At 61.6% G+C, this 15372-nt stretch carries 15 protein-coding genes; 11 read left to right on the forward strand and 4 right to left on the reverse strand.

Annotated features, from left to right (window positions below):
* Positions 1 to 139 precede the first annotated feature (139 nt).
* Positions 140 to 613 carry a DUF4399 domain-containing protein gene (locus M5G17_RS21735; protein ID WP_130262334.1) on the forward strand — a complete coding sequence of 158 codons (474 nt, stop codon included), beginning with the start codon at positions 140 to 142 and terminating at the stop codon, positions 611 to 613.
* Positions 614 to 698: 85 nt separating this feature from the next.
* On the opposite strand, the gene serA is transcribed toward M5G17_RS21735, so the two are convergent.
* Positions 699 to 1928 (reverse strand): phosphoglycerate dehydrogenase, encoded by a 1230-nt coding sequence (gene serA, locus M5G17_RS21740; protein WP_130262336.1) that lies wholly within the window; start codon positions 1926 to 1928, stop codon positions 699 to 701.
* Between the two features lie 172 nt (positions 1929 to 2100).
* On the opposite strand from serA, the gene M5G17_RS21745 reads away from it, so the two are divergent.
* The 4 genes from M5G17_RS21745 to M5G17_RS21760 all read left to right on the forward strand — a co-directional run bounded on the left by M5G17_RS21745 (position 2101) and on the right by M5G17_RS21760 (position 6282).
* A complete protein-coding gene (locus tag M5G17_RS21745) occupies positions 2101 to 3498 on the forward strand; it encodes an FAD-binding oxidoreductase (protein ID WP_273894937.1) in 1398 nt (465 codons plus the stop codon).
* A 41-nt stretch (positions 3499 to 3539) separates the two neighbouring features.
* Positions 3540 to 4205 (forward strand): fumarylacetoacetate hydrolase family protein, encoded by a 666-nt coding sequence (locus tag M5G17_RS21750; protein ID WP_273894938.1) that lies wholly within the window; start codon positions 3540 to 3542, stop codon positions 4203 to 4205.
* 150 nt (positions 4206 to 4355) lie between these two features.
* Complete coding sequence (locus tag M5G17_RS21755) at positions 4356 to 5288, forward strand: SdiA-regulated domain-containing protein (RefSeq protein ID WP_273894939.1); 933 nt, start codon at positions 4356 to 4358, stop codon at positions 5286 to 5288.
* An 85-nt stretch (positions 5289 to 5373) separates the two neighbouring features.
* Positions 5374 to 6282: an SdiA-regulated domain-containing protein gene (locus tag M5G17_RS21760; protein WP_273894940.1), complete on the forward strand. Its 909-nt coding sequence runs from the start codon at positions 5374 to 5376 to the stop codon at positions 6280 to 6282.
* Between the two features lie 77 nt (positions 6283 to 6359).
* Here the strand turns inward: M5G17_RS21760 and rpiA are convergent, their stop codons facing one another.
* Entirely contained in the window at positions 6360 to 7031 is a 672-nt protein-coding gene (rpiA, locus tag M5G17_RS21765; RefSeq protein ID WP_273894941.1) for a ribose-5-phosphate isomerase RpiA, read from the reverse strand.
* 134 nt (positions 7032 to 7165) lie between these two features.
* Here rpiA and ilvA point away from each other — a divergent pair, with 134 nt between their 5' ends.
* From ilvA to M5G17_RS21785, 4 genes are read left to right on the forward strand one after another with little or no spacing between them, the layout of a single operon-like run.
* Positions 7166 to 8680: a threonine ammonia-lyase, biosynthetic gene (ilvA, locus tag M5G17_RS21770; RefSeq protein ID WP_273894942.1), complete on the forward strand. Its 1515-nt coding sequence runs from the start codon at positions 7166 to 7168 to the stop codon at positions 8678 to 8680.
* 41 nt (positions 8681 to 8721) lie between these two features.
* Entirely contained in the window at positions 8722 to 9150 is a 429-nt protein-coding gene (locus M5G17_RS21775; protein WP_273894943.1) for a DUF2269 domain-containing protein, read from the forward strand.
* 15 nt (positions 9151 to 9165) lie between these two features.
* A complete protein-coding gene (locus tag M5G17_RS21780) occupies positions 9166 to 10422 on the forward strand; it encodes an SDR family oxidoreductase (protein ID WP_273894944.1) in 1257 nt (418 codons plus the stop codon).
* A complete protein-coding gene (locus M5G17_RS21785) occupies positions 10419 to 10886 on the forward strand; it encodes a DUF2269 family protein (RefSeq protein WP_273894945.1) in 468 nt (155 codons plus the stop codon). Before M5G17_RS21780 ends, M5G17_RS21785 begins: the two co-directional genes overlap by 4 nt.
* A 34-nt stretch (positions 10887 to 10920) precedes the next feature.
* On the opposite strand, the gene M5G17_RS21790 is transcribed toward M5G17_RS21785, so the two are convergent.
* Entirely contained in the window at positions 10921 to 11577 is a 657-nt protein-coding gene (locus M5G17_RS21790) for a histidinol-phosphatase (protein ID WP_130262355.1), read from the reverse strand.
* A gap of 140 nt (positions 11578 to 11717) precedes the next feature.
* Here M5G17_RS21790 and M5G17_RS21795 point away from each other — a divergent pair, with 140 nt between their 5' ends.
* On the forward strand, positions 11718 to 12197 hold the full coding sequence (locus tag M5G17_RS21795) for an RNA pyrophosphohydrolase (RefSeq protein WP_010222140.1): 480 nt from the start codon (positions 11718 to 11720) through the stop codon (positions 12195 to 12197).
* A 22-nt stretch (positions 12198 to 12219) separates the two neighbouring features.
* Entirely contained in the window at positions 12220 to 14499 is a 2280-nt protein-coding gene (gene ptsP / locus M5G17_RS21800; RefSeq protein ID WP_273894946.1) for a phosphoenolpyruvate--protein phosphotransferase, read from the forward strand.
* A 95-nt stretch (positions 14500 to 14594) separates the two neighbouring features.
* On the opposite strand, the gene M5G17_RS21805 is transcribed toward ptsP, so the two are convergent.
* A complete protein-coding gene (locus tag M5G17_RS21805) occupies positions 14595 to 15341 on the reverse strand; it encodes an NRDE family protein (RefSeq protein WP_273894947.1) in 747 nt (248 codons plus the stop codon).
* Between the last annotated feature and the right edge of the window lie 31 nt (positions 15342 to 15372).

Below are 15372 nucleotides of genomic sequence, written 5' to 3' on the forward strand. Positions count from 1 at the left end.
TGGAGGATGTTTAACTGCCAGCGAAATATTTTCTCGCAGCGTGGTTAAACATGTTCTGTCGCATTTGGACTATGGTAATCCACCGTTGCCGTTCGTTCAGTGGCAAAGGGTTATTTGAAGTAAATCACAGGAGAAGTGAATGAAAAGCCTATTTTCGCGTGCAGCCGTCGCCGGCTTGCTGATGGGGGTCTCGGCGTTCGCCGCCGCTGAAGGCCTGAAAAGCCAGGAGCCGCCAAAAGACGCCAAGGTCTTCATCGTTTCCCCGGCCGATGGCGCCACGGTCGACAAGACCTTTACCGTCAAGTTCGGCATCGAGGGCATGGAGCTAAAACCTGCGGGTGATCAGACCCCGCACAGTGGTCACCACCACTTGCTGGTGGATGTCGATAAAGAGCCTGCGGCCGACCAGGTGCTGCCGACCAGCCTGCTGCCGGAAAACAAGGCGCCGCTGCCTGCCGGCCCGCAAGTGCTGCATTTTGGCAAGGCACAGACTGAAGTCGAGCTGACCCTGACCCCGGGCAAGCACACCCTGCAACTGGTGCTGGGTGACAAGTTCCACGTGCCGTTCAAGCCGAGCGTCGAGTCGAAGAAGATCACCGTTACTGTTAAGTAAGCGCTGAAAGCATCGCGGGGCAAGCCCGCTCCCACAGAGACTCTGTGGGAGCGGGCTTGCCCCGCGATGTGCCGCTAGAACTAACTTAGAACAGAACGCGGGAACGGATAGTGCCCTTGATGTGTTGCAGTTTTTCTTGGGCCAGGTCCGAGTACTCGGCATCAACGTCGATCACCACATAACCGACTTTCTCGTTGGTCTGCAGGAACTGACCGGAGATGTTGATTGCGTTTTCGGCGAACACTTTGTTGATTTCGCTGAGTACACCCGGAATGTTTTCGTGGATGTGCAGCAGGCGGTGCTTGCCCGGGTGCGCCGGCAGGGCCACTTCAGGGAAGTTGACCGACGACACGGAGGTACCGTTGTCGCTGTACTTGACCAGCTTCTCGGCCACTTCCAGACCGATGTTGGCCTGGGCTTCAGCGGTGGAACCGCCGATGTGCGGGGTCAGGATCACGTTGTCCAGGCCACGCAGCGGGCTTTCGAACTGCTCGTCGTTGGAGCGCGGCTCGACCGGGAACACGTCGATGGCGGCGCCGATCAGGTGCTTGTCCTTGATTGCCGCAGCCAGGTGATCCAGCTCGACCACGGTGCCGCGGGCGGCATTGATCAGGATCGAGCCCTTCTTCATCGCACGGATTTCTTTCTCACCGATCATCCACTGGGTGGATGGCAGCTCAGGCACGTGCAGCGAGACGATATCGGCCAGGCCCAGCAGCTCGTGCAGGCTGGTGACCTGGGTGGCGTTGCCCAATGGCAGCTTGGTCAGCGGGTCGTAGAAGAACACCTGCATGCCCAGGCCTTCGGCCAGGACCGACAGTTGGGTGCCGATCGAGCCGTAGCCGACGATACCCAGCTTCTTGCCGCGGATCTCGAAAGAGTTGGCCGCGCTCTTGATCCAGCCACCACGGTGGCAGGAAGCATTTTTCTCGGGGATGCCGCGCAGCAGCAGGATCGCTTCGGCCAGCACCAGCTCGGCCACCGAACGGGTGTTGGAGTAGGGCGCGTTGAACACGGCGATACCGCGCTCGCGAGCGGCGTTCAGGTCAACCTGGTTGGTACCGATGCAGAAACAGCCGACAGCGACCAGTTTCTTGGCGCAGTCGAAAACCTCTTCGGTCAGTTGGGTGCGCGAGCGGATGCCGATGAAGTGGGCGTCGGCGATCTTTTCTTTCAACTCAGCGTCGGGCAGAGAACCGGTGAGGTACTCGATGCTGGTATACCCGGCGGCCTTGAGGACGTCCACGGCGGATTGGTGGACGCCTTCGAGAAGAAGGAACTTGATCTTGCTCTTATCGAGAGAAGTCTTGCTCATCTGCGTAAACCTGTGTCCCGGAGAAAAATGGCAGGGAAGTGAAGCTCTCGCAGCATCGGCCTGAAGCACGATCAGCGGGGGGCGTATGCTAGCATGAGTACCCCCCGATACGCCCATCCCTGGGACGTGAAGAGTGCTCAGGGTGACTATGAATAGTTCGAGAGTTCTATCGATGACCAATCTTGCGCTGATTGATGAGCTGATGACCCTGGTAGAGCCCGGCAAGGTGCTGACCGACGCGGCTTCCCTTGACGCCTACGGCAAGGATTGGACCAAGCACTTCGCTCCCGCGCCCTCGGCCATCGTCTTCCCCAAGAGCATCGAACAGGTGCAGGCCATCGTCCGCTGGGCCAACCAGCACAAGGTCGCGCTGGTGCCGTCAGGCGGTCGCACCGGCTTGTCGGCAGCGGCGGTTGCGGCCAATGGCGAAGTGGTCGTGGCCTTCGACTACATGAACCAGATTCTCGACTTCAACGAGTTCGACCGCTCGGTGGTCTGTCAGCCGGGGGTGGTTACCCAGCAACTGCAGGATTTTGCCGAAGACAAGGGCCTGTATTATCCGGTGGACTTCGCTTCGGCAGGTTCCAGTCAGATTGGTGGCAATATCGCCACCAATGCCGGCGGGATCAAGGTGATTCGCTACGGCATGACCCGCAACTGGGTGGCCGGCCTCAAGGTTGTCACCGGCAAGGGCGACCTGCTCGAGCTGAACAAGGACCTGATCAAGAACGCCACAGGCTACGACCTGCGCCAGTTGTTCATCGGCGCCGAGGGCACCCTCGGTTTCGTGGTCGAGGCGACCATGCGCCTGGACCGGGCGCCGAACAACCTCACGGCCATGGTCCTCGGCACGCCGGACTTCGATTCGATCATGCCGGTGCTGCACGCCTTTCGCGCCAAGCTCGACCTGACAGCCTTCGAGTTCTTTTCCGACAAGGCGTTGGCTAAGATCATGGGCCGCGGCGACGTGCCTGCGCCATTCGAGACCGATTGCCCGTTCTATGTCTTGCTGGAGTTCGAAGCCAGCAACGAGGAGGTGGCCAACGATGCCCTGGCGACGTTCGAGCACTGTGTCGAGCAGGGCTGGGTGCTCGATGGCGTCATGAGCCAGAGCGAACAGCAACTGCAGAACCTGTGGAAGCTGCGTGAATACATCTCCGAAACCATCTCGCACTGGACCCCGTACAAGAACGATATTTCGGTCACCGTGTCGAAAGTACCGGCGTTTCTCAAGGACATTGACGCGATCGTCGCAGATAACTATCCAGACTTCGAAGTGGTCTGGTACGGCCATATCGGCGACGGCAACCTGCACCTGAACATCCTCAAGCCGGATAATCTGAGCAAGGACGAGTTCTTTGCCAAGTGCGCAACGGTGAACAAGTGGGTGTTCGAGACGGTCCAGAAGTACAACGGCTCGATTTCCGCCGAGCACGGTGTCGGCATGACCAAGCGCGATTACTTGACCTACAGCCGCTCGCCGGTCGAAATCCAGTACATGAAAGCAGTGAAGGCGGCGTTCGATCCCAACGGGATCATGAACCCGGGCAAGATTTTCGCTGTCGAATAAGCCACAGGCACAAGAGCATCCAATAGCGCCAGGAGTCGGTAATGAGCTATCAGCACCAGTATGTAGACGGCACGCGTATTCACTTTGCGTTGGGCAAGGTGGTGTGCATCGGGCGCAACTATGCAGAGCACGCAGCAGAGCTGGATAACCCGATCCCGACTGAACCCCTGTTGTTCATCAAGCCAGGCAGTTGCGTAGTGCCGCTCGACGGCGGCTTCAAGATCCCGACTGAACGCGGTTCGGTGCACTACGAAACGGAAATTGCCGTGTTGCTCGGCAAGTCGCTGTCCACCCGTCCGACCGAAGAAGAAGTGCTCGACGCCATCTCCGGCTTCGCTCCGGCCCTGGACCTGACCCTGCGCGACCTGCAGGCGCAATTGAAGGAAAAAGGTCTGCCGTGGGAGCGTTCCAAGTGCTTCGATGGTGCCTGCGTGTTGCCGCCGTTCGTGCCGGTCAGCGCTTTTGAAGACCTGAAAGACATCGGTATCCGCCTGACCCTCAATGGTGAAGTGCGCCAGGACGGCAACAGCGCGCTGATGCTCAACCCGATCGTGCCAATGATCCAGCACATGGCCACGCAGTTTTCGCTGCTGGCCGGTGATGTGATCCTCACCGGCACCCCGGTTGGCGTCGGCCCGCTCAATCCTGGCGATACGCTGGTGATAGAGCTGCCAGGTGCCAGCCGTTTCGAAGGCCAAGTGCTCTAACCCGGCGGCCTGGCAGCCAGGAACACTGGCTGCTAGGCTGTCCGTCGGCTTTTGCCATTTTTTTCACAATCTATCCGGATAATACTTGCGGACCTGGCTCAGCGAACGTGCCGGTAATGTGTTATCAACTGGCAAAAAGAGCACAAACCCATGGCCACTCCGCTTCCATCGAGCAACTCCCTGCCGCCTGCGCGCAAGCGTGGCCTGGCCTTGCGCTGGTCCACCTGGTTGGTCGCGGCGGCGATTATCGGCTACGGCGTGGCGATTGCCATGCATTGGGATGACCGTGGCCTGCTCTGGTTGCAGGAGCGTTTCGAAAGCAAGGTCGAGCAACAGGCCAGCATCTGGCTGCCGGACTACCAGGTCGATATCGATGCCAAGGTGCTGCCGGGCATGGAGGAGGATGAAGCTTCCGACCTGTCCTACAACCCGGTGAGCAAAACCCTGTTCGCGGTCATGGGCAAGAACCCGTTCCTGGTCGAATTGACCCTGGAAGGCGACGTGTTGCGCAAGATTCCCCTGGTAGGGTGGAGCAACCCTGAAGGCGTCGCGGTACTTGAGGGCGGGCGCCTGGCAATCGTCGATGAACGCGCGCACAAAATGACCATCGTCACTCTGGCTGCTGATACCCGTTCGCTGAACATCACCGACTTCCCGCAGTACGACCTCGGCCCTTCGCAGAACCAGAACAAGGCCTTCGAGGCGGTTGCCTGGGACCCTATGCAGCAACGCATCATCCTCGGCGAAGAGCGGCCACCGGCGTTGTTTACCTGGCGCAGCGACGGTCATAGTCCGCTGACCGGTGACAAGCAGGCACTGCCTAGCGAAGAACTGGACCTGCGCAACCTTTCCGCCCTTGGCGTTGACCCGCGCACCGGTCATCTGCTGGTGCTTTCGGCAGATTCCAACATGCTGCTGGAGCTGGACGAGAAGGGTGAGCAGGTCAGCTTCATGACCCTGCTCGGTGGTTTCAACGGGTTGCAAAAGCGTATCCCGCGGGCTGAAGGTGTGGCGATGGACGAGAAGGGCACGCTGTACATCGTCAGTGAGCCGAACCTGTTCTATCGTTTTAACAAGCCCTGATTTCAGGCTTTTCCTACGCCGTGATTAAGTTTCGCTTCAGTTGAGTGTGGGAAGATTCAGGCTGTCACTTAATGAGTCCACCTGAATGCGCCGTTACATACGTCTGCCGCTGATTTTCCTGGCGTTGAGCCTGCTTGCCTTGCTCCTGGTTGCCGTAGCAGGGCAGCAGTATCGCTTGTTCGAACGCGGCTGGTTCAATCTCAAGACCTGGTGGCAGCCTTTTGAGCAGAGCATCGGCCTGGACCAGTACCAGGTGGTGCTTGAGGCCAAGCCCATCGAGGGGCTGGATGAAGACATCTCGGCGCTGACCTTCGATCCTGATCGCAACAGCCTGTTCACCGTCACCAACAAAAGCCCCGAACTGATCGAGCTGTCGCTGGACGGGCGCATCCTGCGCCGCGTGCCGTTGACCGGTTTTGGTGATCCGGAGGCGGTGGAGTATGTCGGCGCCAATAGCTATGTCATCACCGATGAGCGCGAGCAGCGTTTGATTCGCGTGCGCCTCGACGACGATACTCCGTTTCTCGATGCCAAGGACGCCGAACAGCTGACCCTGGGCATCGGCCTCAATGGCAATAAAGGCTTTGAAGGCCTGGCCTATGACTCGGCGGGCAAGCGCCTGTTCGTGGCCAAGGAGCGTGACCCGATGCTGATCTACGAGGTCCACGGCTTCCCCCATGACAACCCCGAACAGCCGTACGCGGTGCATGTGGTGCAGGACCGCAAGCGCGATTCGCGGCTGTTCGTGCGTGACCTGTCGAGTTTGCAGTTCGATGAACGCAGCGGCCACTTGCTGGCGCTGTCGGATGAGTCGCAGCTGGTGCTGGAGCTGGATGTGCAGGGTAAACCGCTGAGTACCTTGTCGCTGCGCAAGGGCTTTCAGGGCTTGAGCAAGAGTGTGCCGCAGGCCGAAGGCATCGCCATGGATGATGCCGGGACCATCTACCTGGTCAGCGAACCGAACCTGTTTTACGTGTTCAAGAAACCGCTGTAGGAGCGGGCTTGCCCCGCGATTGCGGTTAGCCTGGCACACCGCTATCGCGGGGCAAGCCCGCTCCTACAAGTTAGGCATCAAGCCTTGAGGGTTTTCACGCCTTCTGCGGTGCCCAACAACAGCAAATCAGCCGGCCGCGCCGCGAACAGGCCATTGGTGACCACGCCAACGATGGCGTTGATCTGGCTTTCCAGTTCGACCGGGTTGGTGATCTGCAGGTTGTGCACATCCAGAATGATGTTGCCGTTGTCGGTCAGCACGCCTTCGCGGTACACCGGGTCACCACCGAGCTTGACCAGCTGGCGTGCCACATGGCTGCGGGCCATGGGGATCACTTCGACCGGCAACGGGAAGGCGCCTAGCACCGGGACCAGCTTGCTGGCATCGGCGATGCAGATGAAGGTCTTGGCCACCGCGGCAACGATTTTCTCGCGGGTCAGGGCCGCGCCACCGCCTTTGATCAGGTTCAGGTGCTCGTCGCTTTCGTCGGCGCCGTCGACGTAGAACTCCAGGTCGCTGACCGTGTTCAGCTCATACACAGGAATACCGTGACCCTTCAGGCGTGCGGCGGTCGCTTCGGAGCTGGCCACGGCGCCGTCGAAGGCGGTCTTGTGCTTGGCCAGGGCGTCGATGAAGCAGTTGGCAGTCGAGCCGGTGCCGACGCCGACGATGCTCTTGTCGTCGAGCTTGGGCAGAATGAAATCGACAGCGGCCTGGGCGACAGCCTGTTTGAGTTGGTCCTGGGTCATGCGGGCTCCGAAACGGGGAGGAGTATCTTAAAGGCGCCTAGTATAGCGGCTAATACCCCGGCCTTGCTGTGGTCGCCCGACAGGGCGCTGGGGTAGACTCGCAAACCTCGCCCAACCGCTCAGTGATGCTTTCGATGCTCGAACAGTACGTCAAGAAGATCCTCACCTCGCGCGTTTACGACGTCGCCGTCGAAACACCATTGCAGACCGCCGGCCAGCTGAGCAAGCGTCTGGGCAACAACATCCTGCTCAAGCGTGAAGACTTGCAGCCGGTGTTTTCTTTCAAGATCCGCGGTGCCTACAACAAGCTGGCCCAGCTCAGTGCCCAAGAGCTGGCCTGTGGCGTGGTCACCGCCTCGGCCGGCAACCATGCCCAGGGTGTGGCCCTGGCGGCCCGTGAGCTGGGGATCAAGGCCACCATCGTGATGCCCAAGACCACCCCCGAGATCAAGGTCGAAGGCGTGCGCTCGCGCGGTGGCAAGGTGGTGCTGCACGGTGATTCGTTCCCGGAGGCGCTGGCCTATTCGCTGAAGCTGGTGGACGAGAAGGGCTTTGTCTACATCCACCCCTATGACGATCCGCACACCATTGCCGGGCAGGGCACCGTGGCCATGGAAATCCTCCGTCAGCACCCTGGCGAGCTGGACGCGATCTTCGTGCCGGTCGGTGGCGGTGGCCTGATCGCCGGTATCGCGGCCTACGTGAAGTACCTGCGCCCGCAGATCAAGGTGATCGGCGTCGAGCCGGACGATTCCAACTGCCTGCAAGCCGCCATGGCTGCGGGTGAGCGTGTGGTGCTGCCCCAGGTCGGGCTGTTTGCTGATGGTGTGGCGGTGGCGCAGATCGGCCAGCATACCTTCGATATCTGCAAGGACCATGTCGACGAGGTGATCACCGTCAGTACTGACGAAATCTGCGCGGCCATCAAGGATATCTACGACGATACCCGCTCGATCACCGAACCTGCCGGCGCCCTGGGCGTCGCCGGGATCAAGAAGTACGTCGAACTCAATGGCGTGACCGGGCAGACCCTGGTAGCCATCGATTCCGGCGCCAATGTCAACTTCGATCGCCTGCGCCATGTGGCCGAGCGCGCCGAACTGGGCGAGGGCCGCGAAGCCATCATCGCCGTGACCATTCCCGAGCAGCCGGGCAGCTTCAAGGCCTTCTGCGAGGCGGTCGGCAAGCGCCAGATTACCGAATTCAACTACCGTTACCATGCCGACGGCGAAGCGCACATTTTCGTCGGCGTGCAGACCCACCCGGACACCGACCCGCGCAGTGCGTTGATCCAGAGCCTGACCGAGCAAGGCTTTCCGGTACTCGACCTGACCGACAACGAACTGGCCAAGCTGCACATCCGCCACATGGTCGGCGGCCACGCGGCGCGGGTCAGCGATGAGCTGGTGCTGCGCTTCGAATTCCCCGAGCGCCCGGGCGCGCTGTTCAACTTCCTCAACAAGCTGGGCGGGCGCTGGAATATCTCGATGTTCCACTACCGCAACCACGGCGCGGCCGATGGTCGCGTGGTCGCCGGCCTGCAGGTACCGGATGATGAGCGCCACTTGGTGCCGGCGGCACTGGCCAAGATTGGCTATCCGTACTGGGACGAAACCGATAATCCAGCGTACCGGCTGTTCCTGGGCTGAGCGTCTAGGCTTTTGGGTAACGCCTGAGGAAGATAAAAGAAATGGAACTGCTGACGACCCTGAAAACCGTCCATATCCTGGCCACCGTGTTGCTGCTGGGCAGCGCACTGGGGCTGGCGATCTGGACTTTTATGGCGCGCCGCAAAGGTGACGCCGGTGCCCCCGCACGGCTGATGGCCAGGCCGTTGGTGTTTGTCTGGTTGTTGATGGGCATTTGCCTTGTGAGCATGCCGTTCACCGGCTGGTGGCTGGTGCACCTGATCGGCTGGCCGCTGGGCCAGACCTGGGTGCTGGGTTCCAGCGTGATCTACACCTTCGGCGCCTTCAGCTGGTTCTGGCTGCTGGCGCGGGTCAACCGCCTGCGCACGGCGCCGACCGTGGGTAACCCGACCTTCACCCTGGCGCTGGCGGTGTTCAGTGGGGTCTGTTTCATTGCCATCGCCGGGCTGATGGGTGCCAAGCCGGTTTAAACGATAAGGATCGTCATGAAAGTTTTACTGGTGGGGGCCACAGGGTTTGTGGGTCGCCATCTTTTGCATGCGTTGCAGGCGGGCGGCCATCAGGTGGTTGCGACCAGCCGCCATCCGCAACCGGCGTTGTTGCCCGGAGTTACCTGGCAAACCCTCGACCTCGACCGGCTGGCGCTAGATCCCAAGGCTTATGCGTTGCCCGATGGTATCAACCTGCTGATCAATGCCGCTGGCGTGCTCAGCACTCGGGAGGGCGAACTGTCGCTGACCCAGGACATGGGTACCCGTGCACTGTTCGACCTGGCGGCGCAGCGCGGCGTTCGGGTTTTGCAGATTTCCGCACTAGGGGCCGGTGAACAGGCCGATGTACCGTTCCTGGCCAGCAAGGCGCGTGCAGACGACTACCTGCTGGGCTTGGGTGTTCCGGCAGTCGTCCTGCGCCCGTCACTGGTGCTCGGTGCAGGCGGGACCAGCAGCCAGTGGCTGGCACGCTTGTCGCCTTGGCCATTGATCCCGCTGTTGAGCGTCAAGGCGCAGTTGCAACCCCTGCATATCGACGACTTGAGTGCTGCAGTACTGGCGTTGTTGCGCCAGTGGCCAGCGCTCCCCTGTGTCGTGCCGTTGGTCGGCCCGCAGCAAATGACTTTGGCGCAGGTTCTGGATAACCTGCGCGCCGCACAGGGCTGGGCACCGGCCCGCTACGTGGCAGTGCCGTCACTGTTCGCCCGACCTGCGGCATGGCTTGGCGATCGCCTGGGCTGGCGGGCACTGAACAGTCAGAGCCTGAACATGGCCCAGTGCGATAACTGCGCCGACCCCGGCATCCTTGCCGAGCACAGCGGTTATCGCTGCGCACCGCTGGCCTCGCGGCTGGCAACCTGGCCGATCGCCGCCCAGAGCAGCCAATTGGCGTTGCGCCCGCTGATGCTGGCGGTGCTGGTATTGATCTGGTTGGGTACTGCCGTGGTCAGCCTTGGCCCTGGCCACGACTGGGGCCTGCGCATTCTTGCCGAAGCAGGCTTGCAGGGCTTGCCCGCCACCCTGGCAGTGATTGCCGGCTCGCTGTGTGATTTCGCCCTGGGCATCGGCCTGTTGCTGCGCCGCTGGCGGCGCCGGGCGCTGCAGGCGCAACTGCTGTTGATGCTCGGCTACACGCTGATCATCAGCCTGATCCTGCCGCACTACTGGTTCGACCCTTACGCTGCCGTCGCCAAGAACCTGGTGATGATGGTGGCAACCCTTTGGCTTCTATGGACTGAACCGCGTCGATGAGTGCTTACCTGCTGCTCAAAACCCTGCATATCCTGTCTTCCACCGTGCTGTTCGGCCTGGGTGCCGGTTCGGCCTACTACGCATTGCGTGCCTGGCGCACCGGCAAGGTCGAAGTGATCGCGGCCACCTTCAAACACCTGGTGTTCGCCGACTGGGCATTTACCGCGACCACCGCGGTGTTCCAGCCGTTGAGCGGCATCGGCCTGGTGCTGCTGGCCGGATGGCCACCGCACCAGAGCTGGTTGATGTGGAGTTTTGGCCTGTATGTGTTTGCCGGGATTTGCTGGTTGCCGGTGGTCTGGCTGCAAATCCGCGTGCACAAGATGGCCGAGCAGGCGCAACGGGATGAAACGCCAATGCCGATGAAGGCAGCCAGCTACATGCGCTGGTGGTTTGGCCTGGGCTGGCCGGCATTCCTGGCGTTCATGGTGATTTTCTACCTGATGGTCGCCAAGCCAAGCTGAAGCCGCTGCCGGGGAGACAGCGGCCGCTCAGGCATCAGTCGCGCAGGCTGAGCACCTGCCAGCCGCGCTTCTGGGCTTCAGCGCGCAGGTTCGGGTCGGGGTCGACCGCCACCGGGTGGGTGACCTGCTCCAGCAGCGGCAGGTCGTTCATCGAGTCGCTGTAAAAGTAGCTGTCGTCCAGGCTGTAGCCGTTTTCCAACAACCAGCGGTTCAGGCGCGTCACCTTGCCTTCACGAAAGCAGGGTATATCGGTACTGCGGCCGCTGAAACGGCCGTCGACCATTTCGCATTCGGTAGCCAGCAGGGTCTGCACGCCCAGGCGTTTGGCAATCGGGCCGGTAATGAACCGGTTGGTAGCGGTGATGATCACCAGTTTGTCGCCAGCGGCGCGGTGCTTTTCCAGCAGGGCCAGGGCCTTGGGCAGGATGATCGGCTCGACGCAATCGCGCATGAAGTCGCGATGCCATTCGTCGAGTTGGGCCATCTCTGTGCTCGCGAGGATTTCCAGGCTGAAGTTCAGGTAGGCATTGAGGTCGAGCTTGCCGGCCAGGTAATCCTGATAGAAGGCGTCGTTGCGGTTCTGGTACTCGACCGGGTCGAGAATGCCGCGTTCGCACAGGTAATCGCCCCAAGCGTGGTCGCTGTCGCCGCCAAGGAGAGTATTGTCCAGATCGAATAAAGCCAGGCGCATTGAAGTCACTCGCATAACATCTGAAAAGTCCCACAGAATACGGACTTTTCACATCGGTGCACATAAGGTAAACAGGCGCGTTGCTGGCTTCGTGACCTTTGTGGAACAATGCCGTGACATGCGTTTGCGAGGTTGCTGCCGTGATCGACCCCGATGGTTTTCGCCCCAATGTCGGGATCATTCTGACGAATGATCTTGGGCAGGTGCTATGGGCTCGACGGATCAACCAGGATGCCTGGCAGTTTCCCCAGGGAGGTATCAACCCCGAGGAAACGCCGGAAGATGCCCTGTACCGCGAGCTGAACGAAGAAGTGGGGCTGGAGCGAGACGATGTTGAAATTCTTGCCTGCACCCGCGGCTGGTTGCGTTATCGTTTACCCCAACGCCTGGTCCGTACCCACAGCCAACCGCTGTGCATCGGCCAGAAACAGAAATGGTTCCTGCTGCGCCTGGTCTCCAATGAGCAGCGGGTGCGGATGGATCTGACCGGTAAACCGGAGTTCGACGGCTGGCGCTGGGTCAGCTATTGGTATCCGCTGGGCCAGGTGGTGACATTCAAGCGCGAGGTTTACCGCCGCGCTCTCAAAGAGCTTGCCCCGCGCCTGCTGGCGCGCGACTGACGACGGAGTTCGACCCCGAGCCATGCTCAATACGCTGCGCAAGATCGTCCAGGAAGTTAACTCCGCCAAGGATCTCAAGACGGCGTTGGGGATCATTGTGTTGCGTGTCAAAGAGGCCATGGGCAGTCAGGTCTGCTCGGTGTACCTGCTCGACCCCGAGACCAACCGCTTCGTGCTGATGGCCACCGAAGGCCTGAACAAGCGCTCGATCGGCAAGGTCAGCATGGCGCCCAACGAGGGCCTGGTCGGCCTGGTGGGTACTCGCGAAGAGCCGCTGAACCTGGAAAACGCCGCCGACCACCCGCGCTATCGCTACTTTGCCGAAACCGGCGAAGAACGTTTTGCCTCCTTCCTCGGTGCGCCGATCATCCACCACCGCCGCGTGGTCGGGGTGCTGGTCATCCAGCAAAAGGAGCGGCGCCAGTTCGACGAGGGCGAAGAAGCCTTCCTGGTGACCATGAGCGCGCAGTTGGCTGGGGTTATCGCCCATGCCGAGGCCACCGGTTCGATCCGCGGCCTGGGCCGCCAGGGCAAGGGTATCCAGGAGGCCAAGTTCGTCGGCGTGCCCGGTTCACCCGGCGCTGCGGTGGGCAAGGCGGTGGTCATGCTGCCACCGGCCGACCTCGACGTGGTGCCGGACAAGAGCGTTGATGACATCGACGCCGAGCTGAAACTGTTCAACAACGCCCTGGAGGGGGTGCGCGAAGACATGCGCAACCTCTCCGCCAAGCTTGCCACCCAGTTGCGCCCGGAAGAGCGCGCGCTGTTCGACGTCTACCTGATGATGCTCGAAGACGCGGCCCTGGGCGGTGAAGTGGTGCAGGTGATCAAGACCGGCCAGTGGGCCCAGGGCGCGTTGCGCCAGGTGGTGGGCGAGCACGTCAATCGCTTCGAACTGATGGACGACGCCTACCTGCGCGAGAGGGCTTCGGACGTGAAGGATTTGGGCCGGCGACTGCTGGCCTACCTGCAGGAGGCCCGTCAGCTGTCGTTGGTCTATCCGGACAACACCATTCTCATCAGCGAAGAACTGACCCCAGCGATGCTCGGCGAAGTACCGGAAGGCAAGCTGGTCGGCCTGCTCTCGGTACTGGGCTCGGGCAACTCCCACGTCGCCATCCTGGCCCGGGCCATGGGCATCCCGACGGTCATGGGCCTGGTCGACCTGCCGTATTCCAAGGTCGACGGCATCGACATGATCGTCGATGGCTACAAGGGCGAGGTCTATACCAACCCCAGTGACGTACTGCGCAAGCAGTACGCCGAAGTGGTCGAAGAAGAGCGTCAGCTGGCCCAGGGCCTGGATGCTCTGCGTGAACTGCCGTGTATCACCCTCGATGGCCACCGAATGCCGCTGTGGGTCAACACCGGCCTGCTCGCCGATGTTGCTCGCGCCCAGCAACGTGGCGCCGAAGGCGTCGGCCTGTACCGCACCGAAGTGCCGTTCATGATCAACCAGCGCTTCCCCAGCGAAAAGGAGCAGCTGGCGATCTACCGCGAGCAACTGGCGGCCTTCCACCCGCTGCCGGTGACCATGCGCAGCCTGGATATCGGCGGCGACAAGGCGCTGTCGTACTTCCCGATCAAGGAAGACAACCCGTTCCTTGGCTGGCGCGGCATTCGCGTCACCCTCGACCACCCGGAAATCTTCCTGGTGCAGACCCGCGCCATGCTCAAGGCCAGTGAAGGCCTGAACAACCTGCGCATCCTGCTGCCGATGATTTCCGGCATCCACGAACTCGAAGAAGCCCTGCACCTGATTCACCGGGCCTGGGGCGAAGTGCGCGACGAAGGCACCGACGTACCGATGCCGCCGGTGGGGGTGATGATCGAAATCCCCGCTGCGGTGTACCAGACCCGCGAGCTGGCGCGCCAGGTGGACTTCCTCTCGGTCGGTTCCAACGACCTGACCCAGTACCTGCTGGCAGTTGACCGCAACAACCCGCGGGTCGCCGACCTCTATGACTACCTGCACCCGGCGGTACTCCAGGCCCTGCAGAACGTGGTGCGCGATGCCCACGCCGAAGGCAAGCCGGTGAGTATCTGCGGCGAGATGGCCGGTGATCCGGCGGCGGCGGTGCTGTTGATGGCCATGGGTTTCGACAGCCTGTCGATGAACGCCACCAACCTGCCCAAGGTGAAGTGGATGTTGCGCCAGGTCAGCCTGAGCAAGTCCAAGGAATTGCTGGCCCAGGCCATGGGTATCGACAACCCGCAAGTTATCCACAGCTCGCTGCAACTGGCCCTGAAGAACCTGGGTCTGGCGCGGATGATCGGGCCTGGAGTTGGCAAGGCCCTGTGACTTTTGGGCGGCTTTGCAGCCCATCGCTGGCAAGCCAGCTCCCACAATGGACCTGCATGCACCACCCTGTGGGAGCTGGCTTGCCAGCGATAGCGTCAAACCTGCAAGCACACCTCCCCCAGGTGCCCACCAAACGGCCCAAAACTGCGCTCCACCAGCTTGCGCCGCCCATCCGCCTCGACGATCAGCACAGTACTGGCCCGCGTCCCGTAGTTCTGGCTGGCAATAAACACGCTCGACAGCAAGCGCTCGGTCCCAAGCCCCACGCCGGTCTCCGGCAGCTCAGTGTCCGCCGCTTGCAGGTTATCCCCAAGCAGCTCCAGCAAGCGCTGCGGCTGTGGGTCGGCCAAATGCTGCTGTAGCCCCGCCCGCGCCTTGAGCAGTTTTGGCCAGGGTGTATCCAGGCCCGCATTGGATAAACCGTACACGCCCTCAGTCAGCAAGCGCGGAGTGGCTTGCCGGGCATTCAGATAGCCCAGTTGCCGGCTGTCACCCACCAGCAGATTGAACCCTGAATACTGCTGGCTGCGGCTGGCCACCTGATCCAGGTACGCCTCGACACTCAGCTCGCCGTGCAGGAATGCCGCCACCAGATCGCCCCTTGAGCGTGCGCCCAGGGCCTGCTGCGGGTCGCGAATGTTGGTCAGCGCGGCGAAACGGCCAGCCGGGCCTACGCCCAGCCAGGTGCCGCCAGCTTCAAGGTCACGTCCGGCATAGACGCCCGGCGCATCTTCCCATGGCGCCAGGGCCTGGGTTGGGCGTGCATAGAACTCGTCGCGGTTGGCCGCAACGATCAGGGGCCGGGCATGTCCGGGCCGCCAGGCGAAGACGATCAGGCACATAGGGGGTCCTTTGTGTTTCCCTCACTTTATC

It is taken from the genome of Pseudomonas rubra, assembly GCF_028656935.1.
In the GTDB taxonomy this organism is placed as follows: domain Bacteria; phylum Pseudomonadota; class Gammaproteobacteria; order Pseudomonadales; family Pseudomonadaceae; genus Aquipseudomonas; species Aquipseudomonas rubra.